General features: G+C 67.4%; 15 protein-coding genes. 6 read left to right on the top strand and 9 right to left on the bottom strand.

Annotated features, from left to right (window positions below):
- Positions 1-56 precede the first annotated feature (56 nt).
- From BLT60_RS21885 to BLT60_RS21855, 7 genes are all read right to left on the bottom strand, one after another.
- Positions 57-896 (bottom strand): ABC transporter ATP-binding protein, encoded by an 840-nt coding sequence (locus BLT60_RS21885; protein WP_090880356.1) that lies wholly within the window; start codon positions 894-896, stop codon positions 57-59.
- A gap of 58 nt (positions 897-954) precedes the next feature.
- The gene (hydA, locus tag BLT60_RS21880; protein ID WP_090880353.1) at positions 955-2,409 is read right to left on the bottom strand and encodes a dihydropyrimidinase; all 1,455 of its coding nucleotides are present in this window, start codon (positions 2,407-2,409) and stop codon (positions 955-957) included.
- A 15-nt stretch (positions 2,410-2,424) separates the two neighbouring features.
- Positions 2,425-2,796, bottom strand: coding sequence for a hypothetical protein (locus BLT60_RS21875; protein WP_090880350.1), 372 nt, complete (start codon positions 2,794-2,796; stop codon positions 2,425-2,427).
- 32 nt (positions 2,797-2,828) lie between these two features.
- Positions 2,829-3,242, bottom strand: a complete 414-nt coding sequence (locus tag BLT60_RS21870) for a nuclear transport factor 2 family protein (protein ID WP_090880348.1) — start codon at positions 3,240-3,242, stop codon at positions 2,829-2,831.
- Between the two features lie 54 nt (positions 3,243-3,296).
- The gene (locus BLT60_RS21865; RefSeq protein WP_090880345.1) at positions 3,297-3,494 is read right to left on the bottom strand and encodes a hypothetical protein; all 198 of its coding nucleotides are present in this window, start codon (positions 3,492-3,494) and stop codon (positions 3,297-3,299) included.
- 49 nt (positions 3,495-3,543) lie between these two features.
- Positions 3,544-4,794: a Zn-dependent hydrolase gene (locus BLT60_RS21860; protein ID WP_090880342.1), complete on the bottom strand. Its 1,251-nt coding sequence runs from the start codon at positions 4,792-4,794 to the stop codon at positions 3,544-3,546.
- 227 nt (positions 4,795-5,021) lie between these two features.
- Positions 5,022-6,518 (bottom strand): CoA-acylating methylmalonate-semialdehyde dehydrogenase, encoded by a 1,497-nt coding sequence (locus tag BLT60_RS21855; RefSeq protein ID WP_090880339.1) that lies wholly within the window; start codon positions 6,516-6,518, stop codon positions 5,022-5,024.
- A 480-nt stretch (positions 6,519-6,998) separates the two neighbouring features.
- On the opposite strand from BLT60_RS21855, the gene BLT60_RS21850 reads away from it, so the two are divergent.
- The 5 genes from BLT60_RS21850 (at position 6,999) to BLT60_RS21830 (ending at position 11,564) form a co-directional block, all read left to right on the top strand.
- Positions 6,999-8,501, top strand: coding sequence for an alkaline phosphatase (locus BLT60_RS21850; protein WP_244521387.1), 1,503 nt, complete (start codon positions 6,999-7,001; stop codon positions 8,499-8,501).
- Between the two features lie 113 nt (positions 8,502-8,614).
- A complete protein-coding gene (locus BLT60_RS21845; protein ID WP_090880333.1) occupies positions 8,615-9,034 on the top strand; it encodes a hypothetical protein in 420 nt (139 codons plus the stop codon).
- 3 nt (positions 9,035-9,037) lie between these two features.
- On the top strand, positions 9,038-9,727 hold the full coding sequence (locus tag BLT60_RS21840) for an ABC transporter ATP-binding protein (protein ID WP_090880330.1): 690 nt from the start codon (positions 9,038-9,040) through the stop codon (positions 9,725-9,727).
- Positions 9,720-11,042: an ABC transporter permease family protein gene (locus BLT60_RS21835; RefSeq protein WP_090880719.1), complete on the top strand. Its 1,323-nt coding sequence runs from the start codon at positions 9,720-9,722 to the stop codon at positions 11,040-11,042. Before BLT60_RS21840 ends, BLT60_RS21835 begins: the two co-directional genes overlap by 8 nt.
- A gap of 33 nt (positions 11,043-11,075) precedes the next feature.
- Complete coding sequence (locus BLT60_RS21830; RefSeq protein WP_090880327.1) at positions 11,076-11,564, top strand: copper chaperone PCu(A)C; 489 nt, start codon at positions 11,076-11,078, stop codon at positions 11,562-11,564.
- On the opposite strand, the gene BLT60_RS21825 is transcribed toward BLT60_RS21830, so the two are convergent.
- Positions 11,558-12,091 (bottom strand): TlpA family protein disulfide reductase, encoded by a 534-nt coding sequence (locus BLT60_RS21825; RefSeq protein ID WP_090880324.1) that lies wholly within the window; start codon positions 12,089-12,091, stop codon positions 11,558-11,560. The two genes, BLT60_RS21830 and BLT60_RS21825, sit on opposite strands and share 7 nt — an antisense overlap.
- 59 nt (positions 12,092-12,150) lie before the next feature.
- Complete coding sequence (gene aptA, locus BLT60_RS21820) at positions 12,151-13,494, bottom strand: omega-aminotransferase AptA (protein ID WP_090880321.1); 1,344 nt, start codon at positions 13,492-13,494, stop codon at positions 12,151-12,153.
- Between the two features lie 439 nt (positions 13,495-13,933).
- Between aptA and rutR the strand changes: the two genes are divergently transcribed.
- Complete coding sequence (gene rutR / locus BLT60_RS21815; RefSeq protein ID WP_090880318.1) at positions 13,934-14,581, top strand: HTH-type transcriptional regulator RutR; 648 nt, start codon at positions 13,934-13,936, stop codon at positions 14,579-14,581.
- The last annotated feature ends 453 nt before the right edge of the window (positions 14,582-15,034 follow it).

Below are 15,034 nucleotides of genomic sequence, written 5' to 3'. Positions count from 1 at the left end.
GGGTGGGGTTCGCTGCCCAGGAAGATAACGCCCGTTTCCCCCGCGCCCGTCACGTTTCAATCCTCATAGCTGTGCCCGGCGCGCAGGCCTTCGCGCACCCGGTGGGCGATCTTGAGGAATTCCGGCGTCTCGCGGATGTCGAGGCTGCGCTGCTTGGGCAGGTTCGACGTGATGATGTCGTGGATCCGCCCCGGCCGCGGCGACATGACGACGATCCTGGTCGACAGGAACACCGCCTCGGGGATCGAGTGGGTGACGAAGACGACCGTCTTGTTGGTCTTGGCCCAGAGCTGCAGCAGCTGTTCGTTGAGGTGGTCGCGGACGATCTCGTCGAGCGCCCCGAACGGCTCGTCCATCAGGAGCAGGTCCGGCTCGACGGCCAGCGCCCGGGCGATCGAGGCGCGCTGCTGCATGCCGCCGGAGAGCTGCCACGGATACTTGCGCTCGAAGCCCTGGAGGTTGACCAGCGCCAGGTTGTCCGCGACCCGCCGGGTCCGCTCGGCCCGCGCCAGCCCCATGATCTCCAGCGGCAGGGCGACGTTGCGGGCGATGGTCCGCCACGGATAGAGCGCCGCCGCCTGGAAGACATAGCCATAGGCGCGCTTCTCGCGGGCCTCGCGCGGCGTCACGCCGTTGACCGTGATCGATCCGCCGGTCTGGCGCTCGAGATCGGCGATGACCCTGAGCAGCGTGGTCTTGCCGCAGCCCGACGGCCCGATCAGCGAGACGAATTCGCCGCGCTCGACCTCGAGGTTGATATCCTCCAGCGCGTGCACCGGACCGTCGTTGGTCTGGAAGGTCAGCGACAGCTTGTCGACCTTGATGACCGTGTCTTTTTCCGGCGGCGTGTCCGGCGCCAGGATCGATGATGGTCGCGTCGTCGTCTCGTTCGTCATCGCCCGGCCCGATCGATGCGGCTGCGGTGGAAGGCGGAGCGTTTGTCGGGACGCACCATCACACTCCGATCGGCATGTTCTCGGCCGAGCGCTCGACCGGCTGCGGCGTCTTCAGCGCCTTCCACGACGACAGCGCCTCATGCACCGGCGGGCTCGGCGCCCGCTCGACGAACTTGCCGCGCCCGTCCTCGGCGGTCACCTTGCCATCCTCAAACACCACATCGCCGCGCGACAGCGTGTAGCGCGGCAGCCCGGTCACCTCGACGCCCTCGAAGACGTTGTAGTCGATGATCGACTGCTGCTTGTCGGCCGTGATGGTCTTCGACTTCTTCGGGTCGAGGACGACGATATCGGCGTCGGCGCCAACGGCGATCGCCCCCTTCTTCGGATAGATGTTGAGGATCTTGGCGATATTCGACGAGGTGACGGCGACGAACTCGTTCATCGTCAGCCGCCCGGTCCGCACGCCCTTGGTCCACAGCACCGGCATCCGGTCCTCGAGCCCGCCGGTGCCGTTGGGAATGCGGGTGAAGTCGCCGATCCCCATCCGCTTCTGCTCGGTGGTGAAGGCGCAATGGTCGGTGGCGACCACCTGCAGCGAGCCCGCGGCCAGCCCGTGCCACAGCGAGTCCTGGTTGACCTTGTTGCGGAAGGGCGGCGACATCACGCGGCGCGCGGCGTGGTCCCAGTCGGGATTGAAATACTCGGATTCGTCGAGGGTGAGATGCTGGATCAGCGGCTCGCCGAAGACCCGCTGGCCGAGCGAGCGCGCCCGGCGGATCGCCTCGTGCGCCGCCTCGCAGGAGACGTGCACGACATAGAGCGGCACGCCCGCCTGGTCGGCGATCATCACCGCCCGGTTGACCGCTTCGCCCTCGACCTCCGGCGGCCGCGAGAAGGCATGACCCTCCGGCCCGGTGGTGCCGATCTCCATGTATTTCTGCTGGAGCCGGGCGACCACGTCGCCATTCTCGGCATGGACCAGCGGCATGGCGCCGAGCTCGGCGCAGCGCAGGAACGACTGGTAGAGCTCGTCGTCGTTCACCATCAGCGCGCCCTTGTAGGCCATGAAGTGCTTGAAGGTGTTGATGCCGCGCTTGACCACCTCCTCCATCTCCTTCCACACCTGCTCGCCCCACCAGGTGATCGCCATGTGGAAGGAATAGTCGGAAGCCGCCTTGCCAGCCTTCTGGTGCCAGGCCTGCAGCGCGTCGATCAGCGACTCGTTGATTCCGGGCAGCACGAAGTCGACGACCATCGTGGTTCCGCCGGAAACGCCCGCTTTGGTGCCGGAGGAGAAGTCGTCGGCCGAATGGGTGCCCATGAACGGCATTTCGAGATGGGTATGCGGGTCGATGCCGCCGGGCATGACGTAGCAGCCCGCGGCGTCGATCACCTTGTCGCCGGACAGGTTCTTGCCGATTGCGGTGATCGTCTCGCCTTCGATCAGGACGTCGGCGGGGAAGGTGGTGTCGGCGGTGACGATCGTCCCGCCCTTGATCACAGTCGACATGTCTCAATCCTCAAGTTAAGCGGCGTTTCGGTTTCTGCCTCCGCAGATCGGCGCGATCTCAGCCTCGCCCGTGTCGGCATGTCCGCGCAAGGTCCTTGCCGCCTCGGGCGTGCGGGCCTCCGGCGTCGCGGCAAGGTCGCGGGCTTCCACGGCGATGCTTTCGAATGTCCTGACCGTCGCCGCCGGCCAGTCGCCGAGCTTGGCCTGGTCGGCGGCCTTCTCGGCCGCCAGCGCCGCCGGCATCAGGCGGAAGACGGCATTGTCGGCATTCTGCTCGACCGCGACCGCCGCCTCATAGGCGGCGTCGAGCGAGTCGAGCGCCGCGGCGCAGGCGCGCTCGTCGGCGGCCAGCGCGGGAAGAGCGAGCGCCACCAGCAGCGACGCCATCAGGGATGTCCGCAGTGTCGCGCCGGGACCGCTCAGGAGTCGCCTCCGTCGCCATCGCCGTCCTCATCGTCCTCGTCGATATCCGGGTCGGGATCGGCCTCGATCACCGTCAGCCCGCTGATGAAGGCGCCGTCGAAGGTGAAGACATGCTCGATCTTGCGGTCGGCGAGGATGGCGCCGTCGAGGCTGCGGTTCAGTTCATGAACGCGCACCCGGACCAGGCCGTCCGCGTCGGTCGATACCTGGAGCGGCTCGACCTTTGGATCGAAGGTCTGCCACTGGTTTTCCCAATAGGCGCGCACCCCCGACCGTCCTTCGACCCGACCGCCGGTTTCGGCGTTCGGCCAGGAGACCTCGGGCGCGAGAAACTCGGTCGCGCGGTCGATGTCGCGATCGTTGAAGGCGCGATACATGCCGAGCAGGACCTCGCGATGGTCGGTGGTCATGCGGCGATCTCCCCCGCGCCGGGCGAGGCGGGATGGCCGGCCCGATATACGGTGTCAGGACTCGACCAGCTCGAGCCGTTTCTCGATGCGGGCGACCCGCTCTTCCATCCGGTCGAGCCGGTTCGACAGGCTGGCATATTGTTGCTCGAGAATGCCCAGCCTGCTCTTGATCTCGCGCAAATGCTCGCTGTCGCGATCCTGTGTCTCGCGGATCGCGCGCAAGTGTTCGAGAATGAGGTCGTCGGTCTCCAAAGCGCAAACTCCGGGGACCGCGATCCTACCAGACGTAGTGTAGAAAGCCTCACTCCACAATCTCCGCCGTCTCGACCACCGCGTGGAACAGCACCTCGGCGCCGGCGGTCGACCACTCCTTGGTGATCTCCTCGTCCTCGTTATGCGACAGCCCGTCGACGCAGGGGCACATCACCATCGCCGTCGGCGCGACCCGGTTGATCCAGCAGGCGTCGTGGCCGGCGCCGGAGATCAGGTCGCGGTGCGAATAGCCGAGCCGCTCGGCCGCGTCGCGCACCGCCGCGACGCATTTCTCGTCGAAGGTCACCGGGTCGAAATGGCCGGCGACCTCGATCTCGATGCCGAGGCCGAGGTCCGCGGCGATCTTCGGCGCCTCCGCCTCGATCTTCGCCTTCATCCCGTCGAGCGTCGCCTGGTCCGGCGAGCGGATGTCGATGGTGAAGACCACCTTGCCGGGGATGACGTTGCGCGAATTGGGATAGACGTCGACATGGCCGATGCCGCCGACGGCCGCCGGCTGGTTCTCCATCGCCACCGTCTGCACCAGTTCGGCGATGCGGGCGAAGCCGAGCCCGGCATTCTTGCGCAGCGGCATCGGCGTCGAGCCGGTATGCGCCTCCTTGCCGGTCAGCGTCACCTGCAGCCACCACAGCCCCTGGCCGTGGGTGACGACGCCGATATCCAGGCCTTCCGCCTCGAGGATCGGCCCCTGCTCGATATGCAGTTCGAAGAAGGCGTGGAACGGGTGCTGGCCAACCGGCTCCTCGCCCTTGAAGCCGATCCGCTCCAGTTCGTCGCCGAAACGCTTGCCGTCGTGGTCCTTGCGGTCATAGGCCCAATCGAGTTCGTGCATCCCCGCAAACACGCCGGAAGCCAGCATCGCCGGGGCAAAGCGGGTGCCTTCCTCGTTGGTCCAGTTGACCACCTCGATCGGGTATTTTGTCTTGAGGCCGAGGTCGTTCAGCGTCCGCACCGTCTCCAGCGCGCCGAGCACGCCGAGCACGCCGTCATAGCGGCCGCCGGTCGGCTGGGTGTCGAGATGGCTGCCGACGGCCACCGGCGGCAGCGACGGGTCGGTGCCTTCCCGGCGGGCGAACATCGTGCCCATCTGGTCGACCGTCACCGTCATGCCGGCATCCTCGCACCAGCGCTGGAACAGCCGCCGCCCCTCGGCGTCGTCGTCGGTCAGCGTCTGGCGGTTGCTGCCGCCGCGCACCCCCGGCCCGATCTCGGCGATCGCGTGGATGGTCTCCCACAGGCGATCGCCGTTGATGCGCAGGTTGTCGGCGGGCTTGGCCATCACTCATTTCCTCGTAGTCGAATGGGTCTTTTCGAGCCGCCTCCACGCACCGCTCGTCCCCGCGCAAGCGGGGACCCAGACGGGGCAGGGCGGAACGTTGCTGGAAGACTTGCTTCCCTGACCCTCCTGATCCGGCCGCCTGGACAGAGCAAGGCTGGGCCCCCGCTTGCGCGGGGATGAACGGTTTGGAGTTGGGCGGAAGTCCCTGGTGCCAAACCGTCGCTCCCTCAGTTCATCGTCGGGAAGTGGAACACGGCGCCCGACTTGATGCCTTCCGGCCAGCGCGAGGTGATCGTCTTCAGCCGGGTGTAGAAGTGGACGCCCTCCGGTCCGTAGATCGCGTGGTCGCCGAAGATCGACCGCTTCCAGCCGCCGAAGGAGTGATAGGCGACCGGCACCGGGATCGGCACGTTGACGCCGACCATGCCGACCTCGATCTGGTCGGCGAAGGTGCGGGCCGCGTCGCCGTCGCGGGTGAAGATCGCGGTGCCGTTGCCGTATTCGTGGTCATTGATCAGTTTGACGGCATGCTCGTAGCTGTCGCTACGCACCACCGACAGCACCGGACCGAAGATTTCTTCCTTGTAGATCGTCATGTCGGGGGTAACGCGATCAAAAAGCGTGCCACCGACGAAGTAGCCGTTCTCATACCCTTGCGCCTTGAAGCCGCGGCCGTCGACCGTCAGTTCGGCGCCTTCCTTGATGCCGGCCTCGATATAGCCGAGCACCTTCTCCATGTGCTGCTTGGTGACCAGCGGCCCCATCTCGGCGTCGGGGTCGGTCGCCGGCCCGATCTTCAGCGCCTGCACCCGCGGCGCGATCGTCTCGATCAGTCGGTTGGCCGTGTCCTCGCCGACCGGCACCGCCACCGACACCGCCATGCAGCGCTCGCCGGCCGAGCCGTAGCCGGCCCCCATCAGCGCGTCGACCGCCTTGTCCATGTCGGCGTCGGGCATGATCACCATGTGGTTCTTGGCGCCGCCCAGCGCCTGGACACGCTTCCCGTGCTGGCTGCCCGTCCGGTAGACATATTCGGCGATCGGCGTCGAGCCGACGAAGGACACTGCCTTGATGTCGGGATGGGCGAGGATGCCGTCGACCACTTCCTTGTCGCCATGGACGATGTTGAGCACGCCGTCGGGGAAGCCCGCCTCGCGAAACAGCTCGTAGATCACCATCGAGGCCGACGGATCCTTCTCCGACGGCTTGAGGATGAAGGTGTTGCCGCAGGCGATCGCCACCGGATACATCCACATTGGCACCATCGCCGGGAAGTTGAACGGCGTGATGCCGGCGCAGACGCCGAGCGGCTGGCGGTCGGAATGGGTGTCGATCGACGGGCCGACATGGCGGGAGAATTCGCCCTTCAAGAGCTGCGGGATGCCGCAGCAGAACTCGACCACCTCGATGCCGCGCTGCACTTCGCCGACCGCGTCGCCATGCACCTTGCCGTGCTCGGCCGAGATCGCCTCGGCGATCCGGTCGATATTCTCGTCGAGCAGCTGCTTGAACTTGAACATGTAGCGGGCGCGCCTGAGCGGCGGCATGTTGGCCCATTCCGGCAGCGCCAGCTTGGCGGCGGCAACGGCGGCGTCCAGTTCGGCCAGCGTCGACAGCGGCAGCACGGCCGACTGTTCGCCGGTCGCCGGGTTGAAGATCGGCGCCGTGCGCGGGCTGGTCGAGGCGACGAGCTTGCCGCCGATGATGTTTTGCAGGGTCTGCATATTTCTAGGGCTCTCCTTGGCGTCCGCGGAACGTTTGATCCATTTCTATCTGAACGGAATATCCATTCCAAATGGTCGACGGTCTGAAGGATGCCTCCCGGTGTGTCAAACGATAATCAGGGCGATGCGCCGTTCCCTTGTTTCGCCCTGGGCGGGCGATCTCAATACCGCCCTGGTTTTCCCGGCGTCCTGTCCGGCCGCCCGGGTCGGCGGTTCTGCAATCGGCGGAAACCGCGAGATTTCCTGACCAATTGGTCAAGGGAAACCTAGACAAGTTCCACGATCCGCTCAAGCGCCATTTGGGTCGACGGCTGGCTGCGAGGACGACTGCAGGGCGCGCCGTCGGACGGCCTGCAACCGCGTCACCGAAACGTCGTGCGATCTCAGCATCGTTGTCACCGGGACAGCGTAATTGGCGGCGCTGGAACCGCCTCGCCGGTAGCGGAGCGGACCGTCTGTCACCCTGAAATGGAGGCTCCCTTGCACCAATTCGCTCGCACCGCCACGGCGGTTGCCGCGGCCACCCTCGCGCTGGCTTCGACCGCTGCCCTTGCGCAGGACATCGTCCAGAAGGACAGCGCCTGGTACACCGATGCCCAGGCCCGGATCCAGGAGATGATGGCCCGCCAGCCGAACACCAACAAGGCGAAGAACGTCATCCTGTTCATCGCCGACGGCAATGGCGTCGGCACCAACTATGCCACTCGTCTCTTCGAGGGCCAGAAGATGGGCAAGCTCGGCGAGGAGCATGTGCTGTCTTACGAGTCCTTTCCGAATCTCGCGCTGGTCAAGACCTACAACATCAACGCCCAGACCCCGGATTCGGCCCCGACCGGCGGCGCGATGAACACTGGCGTCAAGCAGGTGTTCAACACGATCAACCTCAACGAGAACGCGATCCACGAGGATTGCGCCAGCGAGAATGGCAACAAGTTGACGACGTTTTCGGAGATGGTCTCCGAAGCGGGCAAGGCGGTCGGCATTGTGTCCACGGCGCGGATCACCCACGCGACGCCGGCCGCCGTCTACGCCAAGACCGCCAACCGCAACTGGGAAGGCGAGGCGCCGGATGGCTGCGTCGACATCGCCACCCAGTTGATCGACGCGATGAAGGCCGGCACGGTCGATCTCGCCATGGGCGGCGGCGCGCGCTACTTCGCCCCCGAGGACGCCGGGACGATGGATGGCGGCAAGGGCAGCCGTCCGGACGGACGCGACCTTATCAAGGAAGCGCAGGACGCAGGTTTCCAGTACGCCTACGACACCGGGTCCGCCGAAAGGCTCAACCTCGACGGCACCACGCCGATCCTGGCGCTCTTCGAGGGCAGCCACATGAAATACGAGCACGACCGCTCCGACGAGGATGAGCCGTCGCTCGCCGATATGACGAAGATGGCGATCGAGCAGTTGTCGAAGAACGAGGACGGCTACTACCTCGAGGTCGAGGCCGGCCGCATCGACCATGCCAGCCATGACGGCAACCTCTACCGCACCGTGACCGATGGCGTCGCCTTCGCCGAGGCGGTGGCGCTGGCCGACGAGCTGACCGACGACGGCGACACGCTGATCATCGTCACCGCCGACCATGAGCATGCGATCGCGTTCAACGGCTATTGCGGCCGTGGGTCGCCGATCACCGGCCTCTGCTACGATGTGGCCAAGGGCCAGGTGAAGCATTCCGACGAGCCGCTGACCGGCTCCGACGGCAAGCCCTACACCGTGGCGGGCTTCCTCAACGGTGCCGGCGCGGTCCTGACCGAGCAGGCCGATGGCGCCTATTTCGGCACCCGTCCGGTTGTCACCGAGGAGGGTGCGACCGATCCGGATTATCTCCAGCAGGCGCTGATCCCGATGTCGTCGGAGACCCATTCCGGTGAGGATGTCGCCGTCTACGCCAAGGGCCCCTGGGCCCATCTGTTCGATGGCACCATCGAGCAGAACTACATCTTCCATGTGATGAACTACGCGGTCTCCGCCGAGTAGTCATTGCGGAAACGACATGTGGAGGGCCCGCGTTCTGCGCGTGCCTTTCGCATGACTGTCATCGCCGATGGCTAGGGTCGTCGCTACTCCGTTGCCGTAGGACTCACCGCGCCATGGATCGCCGCCTGTTTCTTGCAGGGCTCGCCAGCATCGCCGTTCCGTCGGCGGTTGCCGCCGCCGAAGTCGTTCGCCTGCGCGACCTCTACAACAAGGACCTTTCCTTCTCCGACCTCGCCACGACGATGGAGGGGGAGTTGATCACGGTTTCCGGTTTCATGGCGCCGCCGCTGAAGGCGGAGTCCCGCTTCTTCGTCCTGACCACCCGGCCGATGGCCGTCTGCCCCTTTTGCGAGTCCGAGGCGGAGTGGCCGAACGACATCCTCGCCGTCTACACCAAACGCCTGCTCAAGGTTGTGCCGTTCAACGTTCCGTTGCTCGCCAGGGGAAAGCTGGAACTCGGCGCGGTCAAGGACGAGGAAACTGGCTTCGTGAGCCGCGTTCGCATCGTCGATGCGACCTACGAGCGCGGCTGAATCATGGACGACGCCCTGGCGCTGACTGTTTCCGACCTTCGGGTCCTGGGCGATGACGGACGCGCGATCCTGACGGTCCCCCACCTTGCCGTTCCTCAAGGCGCGGCGATCGGCATCCGCGGGCCGTCGGGCGCCGGCAAGTCGACACTGCTCTTCGCGCTTGCCGGCCTTGCGTCGCGGGCAAGCGGCCGTGTCGCATGGGGCACGACCGACATCGTCGCGATGGGGGAGGGCGACCGCGCTGCCTTCCGGCGCGAACGCATCGGCATGATCTTCCAGGACTTCCTCCTGTTCGAGGAACTGGGCGCGCTGGCCAACGCGTCGCTCGCCGCTAGTTTCGCGCCCCGCCGGCGACGGGGCGCCATCGCCCGCCAGGCTGGCGCGACGCTTGCCCGCCTCGGCCTCGCCGGCGGCGCGCGCGCCGTCGCGAGCTTCTCCGGCGGCGAGCGCCAACGCGTCGCCGTCGCCCGGGCGCTGTCCACCGATCCGGCGATCATCCTCGCCGACGAGCCGACCGCGAGCCTCGATCGCGAGACCGCCGACCGTCTCGTCGACGACCTCGTGGCGCTGGCCCGCGAGACCGGCAAGACGCTGATCGCCGTCAGCCACGATCCGGCCGTGCACCGCCGCATGGACCGGCTGGTCGATGTCGTCGACGGCACGCTGGCGGCCGAGGCGCCGGCCGATGCCTGACGCCGTTGCCGATCTCTGGCAGACGCTGCCGGTGATGGCGCAGGACATCGCCTGGTTCGTCCTGCTGCTTCTCCCGGCGCTTGTCGTCGGCATCGTGGTTCTGGCCGGCTATCGCCCCTTCGCCCTGGTCGGCGCGATACTGTGGCGGTTCCGCTGGACGAGCCTTCTCTTTGTCGCGCTGATCGCCGTCTCGGTCGGCATCGGCGTCGGCCTGATCGCCCAGGAGCGCGGCCTTCGCCAGGGCACGGCGCGCGCTGCCGACAAGTTCGACCTGATCGTCACCGCGCCGGGCAGCGAGGTCACCATGATGATGGCGGCGGTCTACCTCCAGCCGGTCGACGCGCCGCTCCTGTCGGGCGCGGTGTATAACGAGATCGCGAGCCACGACCGGGTCAGCCTCGCCGCGCCGATCGCCTTTGGCGACAGCTATCGCGCCGCGCCGGTGATCGGCACGACAGCGGATTTCGTCAGCCATCTGTCCGGCGACCTCGCCACCGGCCGGCTCTTCGCCACCCATGGCGAGGCGGTCATCGGCGCGCGCGTCGCGCTGGACATCGGTGACAGTTTCGAGCCGGCGCATGGCGCGGGTCCGGCGGCCGAGGAGGGCGCCCATGCCGGCGCCGCCTACACCGTCGTCGGCCGCATGAGGCCGAGCGGCAGCCCCTGGGACAAGGCGATCCTCGTGCCGGTCGAAGCCGTCTGGGCGGTCCATGGCCTGCCCGACGGCCACGGTCCACAGCACGAGGGTGCGCTCGGCCCGCCCTTCGATGCCGACTACTTTCCCGGCACGCCAGCGATCCTTGTCCGTGCCGAGGAGCTTTGGGCCAACTATGCGCTGCGCTCGGACTTCACCCGCGCCGACACCATGGCCTTCTTCCCCGGCGCGGTGCTGGCCCGGCTCCACAGCCTGCTCGGCGATGTCCGCCAGGTGATGTCGGTGATGGCGATCGTCACCCAGGTGCTGGTCACCGCCGGCGTGCTGGCCGGGCTGGTGATCCTGACCCGCCTGTTCTCCCGCCGCCTGGCGCTCTTGCGGGCGCTCGGCGCGCCGCGCCGTTTCGTCTTCGCCGTGGTGTGGAGCTACGCCGCCGCGCTGATCGGCGCCGGCGCGGCTCTCGGCATCGGGGTCGGCGTCGCGGCGACCGCGATCATCTCGCGCGTCGTCACCGCCCGCACCGACATCCTCGTCCGCGCCTCCCTCGACTGGCCGGAGCTTCACCTCGTCGCCGGCTTCGTCAGCCTAACCGTGCTGCTTGCCCTCGTCCCCGCCTTCGTCGCCCTCAACCGGCCGGTCGCGCCGGAGCTGAGGGCCTGATGGACATCTCAATTCGAAAACGGAGCGCATCCGATGCCGAACCGTCTCCTTCGCCTCGCGGCGATCCCGGTCCTCGCCTGGGCCGCCGTCTCCTTCGCCGCGGACGACTATGACGACCATGTCGCCGAGTCCAACGGCCTGCGCGTCGTCCATGCCTGGGCGCGGGCGACGACCGGCCCGGAGGCGCTGGTCTTCGCCGATATCGTGAACGACTCCGGCGCCGATGTCCTGCTCCAGGGCGGCGCGAGCGGCCTGGCCGCTTCGGTCGAGCTGGTCGGCTTCGAGCTCAGGGATGGCGAACCGGCCTACACCCCGCTGCCGGCGATTCCGGTCCGCAACCGGCGCGAGGTCGTGCTGGCGCCAAACGGCCTGGCGCTCCGGCTCAACGGTCTCGCCGAAACACTGGTCGAGGGCGACGAGATCGAAATCACGATCGTCTTCGACGTCGGCCCGGTTGATGTTCACGTCGAGGTCGGCGCATCGGACGCCGCCGGCCACAGCCACGCCGGCCACGCTCACTGACCGGCTGGCGTCAGGTACCGCGTCAGCGCGTCGCGCAGCGAAGCATCATCCCAGTCAAGCGGCCCGGCATGTCGCCAGACGATCGCCCCGTCGCCGTCGAGCACGACCGTCGCCGGGTAGCCGAACAGGCGAAAGGAAGGCCCCGCCCGTCGGCTGGTGTCGAACCAGGTATGCAGATCCAGTCCGAGGTCGTCCGCCAGGAAGGCCGCGACCCGGTCATGGCTCGAGCGGTCGACCGAGACCAGCACCAGCCGGTCGCCCAGCCCCTCGGCGGCAAGCGCCGCCTGGAACCGTGCAACCGCGGGCAGTTCGGTCCGGCAGGGCGCGCACCACGTCGCCCAGACGTGGAGGATCGTCGGTTTGCCCGCCACGACCTCTGCCAGCGGCGTATCTCGGTTCGTATCCGAGACGATCACGGCGGCGAGGTCGACCGGCTGCGGCGCGCCGGGCCGGAACGTGGCGGATGCCGGCGCCGCGCCGATGGCGAGCGTTGCGAAGAGCATGGCGATGCGTGCGAGTCGCGTCATGCCGTCATCGCTGACACCGCTTGGTGTCGCGAGGGTGACAGTTCAGCGGCGCGGCGTTCTCAGTCGAGCGACTGGAGAATGTCCTTCAGGGTGTCGAACAGCTTGTCGATCTGCCCCTTGGTGATGATCAGCGGCGGCGACAGGGCGATGATGTCGCCGGTGGTGCGGATCAGCAGCCCCTTCTCGAAGGCCTGGAGGAAGGCGGTGAAGGCGCGCTTGGTCGGCTGCCCGGCGATCGGCTCCAGCTCGATCGCCCCGACCAGCCCGCAATTGCGGATGTCGATGACATGCGGCAGCCCCTTGAGGCTGTGCAGCGCGTCCGCCCAGTAGTCGGCGAGTTCGGCGCCGCGGTTGAGCAGGCCCTCTTCCTCGTAGATGTCGAGGGTCGCGAGGCCGGCGGCCGAGGAGACCGGGTTCCCCGAATAGGTATAGCCGTGGAAGAACTCGATCATGTGCTCGGGACCGTTCATGAAGGTCTCGTAGATCTCCTTCTTCACGAACACCGCGCCCATCGGCACGACGCCGTTGGTCACCCCCTTGGCGGTCAGCACGATGTCGGGCGTCACGCCGAAATAGTCGACGGCGAAGGGCGCGCCGAGTCGGCCGAAGCCGGTGATCACCTCGTCGAAGATCAGCAGGATGCCGTGCTTGTCGCAGGTCGCCCGCAACTTCTCAAGATAGCCCTTCGGCGGCACCAGCACGCCGGTCGATCCCGCCACCGGCTCGACGATCACCGCCGCGATGGTCGAGGGGTCGTGCAGGGTGATGACCTTGTCAAGGTCGTCGGCGAATTCGGCGCCATGCTCCGGCTGGCCGCGCGAAAAGGCGTTGCGGGCCGGGTCATGGGTGTGGCGGATATGGTCGACGCCGGTCAGCAGCGTGCCGAAATGCTTGCGGTTGGTGACGATGCCGCCGACCGAGATGCCGCCGAAATTGACGCCGTGATAGCCGCGCTCGCGGCCGATCAGCCGGAAGCGGCCGCCGTCCCCCTTCACCTTGTGATAGGCCAGCGCCATCTTCAGCCCGGTCTCGACCGACTCGGAGCCGGAGTTGGTGAAGAAGACATGGTCGATGCCGGCCGGCATGTATGTGACCAGCCGCGCCGCCAGTTCGAAGGCCTTGGGGTGGCCCATCTGGAAGGCCGGGGCATAGTCGAGTTCCATCACCTGCGCGGCGATCGCGTCGGCGATATGCTTGCGCCCGTGGCCGGCATTGACGCACCACAGCCCGGCAGTGCCGTCGAGGATCTCGCGGCCGTCGGCCGAGCGGTAATACATCCCCTCGGCGCCGACCAGCAGGCGCGGCGTCTGCTTGAACTGCCGGTTCGCGGTGAACGGCATCCAGAAGGCTTCGAGGTTGTTGGTGGTCAATCCGCTGCGCGCGTCGGCTGCTTCGCTGGCCATGTCGTCAACCCTCCCTCACTGCCGTGCGCGCCTCGACCGAACGCCCGGAACGATTGCACCGGCGGGCCTTTTCTTCTACGAGGAGACGGCGAGATTTCCTGACCAATTGGTCAAGGGAACCTAGACAAGTTCCAGAGCCCGCTCAAGGGTCATTTGGTCGCTGGCCGCGCTGCGAGCGACCGGCAGGGGAGGCCAGTTTGCCGTCGTTATCCGCGCCAGTGCAGGGCCATCAAAGCGAGGGCGCCCTGCGTCCTTCGAGGCTCCGCGGCGCGCAGCACCTCGCGATGGCGACGACGGGTACATTTGCCAAAAGCCGGGCAGTTGCAGACGAGGATTCCCCCCGTCGCCATCCTGAGGTGCGAGGGCAAGGCCCGAGCCTCGAAGGACGCACAGGCCTCGACTGGGCGCGCCGCGCGCCACGCCAACCCGGCGTCACCCCATGAGCCTGGCCACCAGCACCCCGCGGGCCGGGCGCACCCGCAAGCGTACCCGCATCCAGGCCGCCAACGAGGTCCGCATCCTCGACGCGGCGCTGGAGGTCTTCTCGACCTACGGCTATCGCGGCGCCACCGTCGACCAGATCGCCGAACGCGCCGGCATGACCAAGCCGAACCTGCTCTATTATTTCCGCCGCAAGCCGGACATCTACCTCGCCGTCCTCAACCGCACGCACGAGATGTGGCTGCAGCCGCTGGAGCAGCTCGACCCGGATGGCGAGCCGGCAGCCGAGATCGCCGCCTATATCGACCGCAAGCTCGAGATGAGCCGCGACAACCCGGAGGCTTCCCGCCTCTTCGCCATGGAGATCATCCAGGGCGCCCCGATCCTCGGCCCCATCCTCGCCGGCCGGCTGAAGGGCCTTGTCGACGAGAAGGCGGCGGTGATCGCCGGCTGGGTCAGGGCCGGCCGCATCGCCCCCGTCGACCCCCACCACCTGATCTTCATGGTCTGGGCCACCACCCAGCACTACGCCGACTTCGAAACCCAGATCCGCGCCGTCCTCGGCCAGAAGACCGACCGCCCGGACCATTTCGAGACGGCCAAGACGACGCTGGAACAGGTGTTTCTGAAGGGTGTCGAGGGGTAAACGGGGGCGGAGCAACGGGGACGCTCGCTTGCCCCCAGGCCATGTGACGCTGGCGCAGGGCCCCTCGTGGTACCCAAGGCGGCCTTCGAGCCGCTCACCCCCAGGCCGCTCATCTCCAAGCCGTTTCCCTCCAGCCGCTCATCCCCGCGCAAACGGGGATCCAGACTTGGGGCCAGGACGCGGCCGTGAGGTCATCTCCGATCACGACTCGCGCCGCTCTCCGCCCCCTCCACCGTCATCCTTGGGTAGCGGCGATGACCGGTTGATGTTTCCAGTGTGCCCGTCAGCGTCGAGCGCCCCCTCCACCACCGCTTCGCGGCGGTCCCCCTCCCCCGCTTCGCAGGGGAGGATGCGCCCGTCGCCGCCGCACCAACCGTCATCGCCGATACGCCTCCCGTCACCACCGCGATCCTCCCCCGTTCACGGGGGAGGGGGACCACCCGAAGGGTGGTG

Source organism: Bauldia litoralis (assembly GCF_900104485.1).
Classification (GTDB): domain Bacteria; phylum Pseudomonadota; class Alphaproteobacteria; order Rhizobiales; family Kaistiaceae; genus Bauldia; species Bauldia litoralis.
Note: the sequence above shows the minus strand (reverse complement) of the source record. Positions and strands in the feature narration are given on the sequence as shown.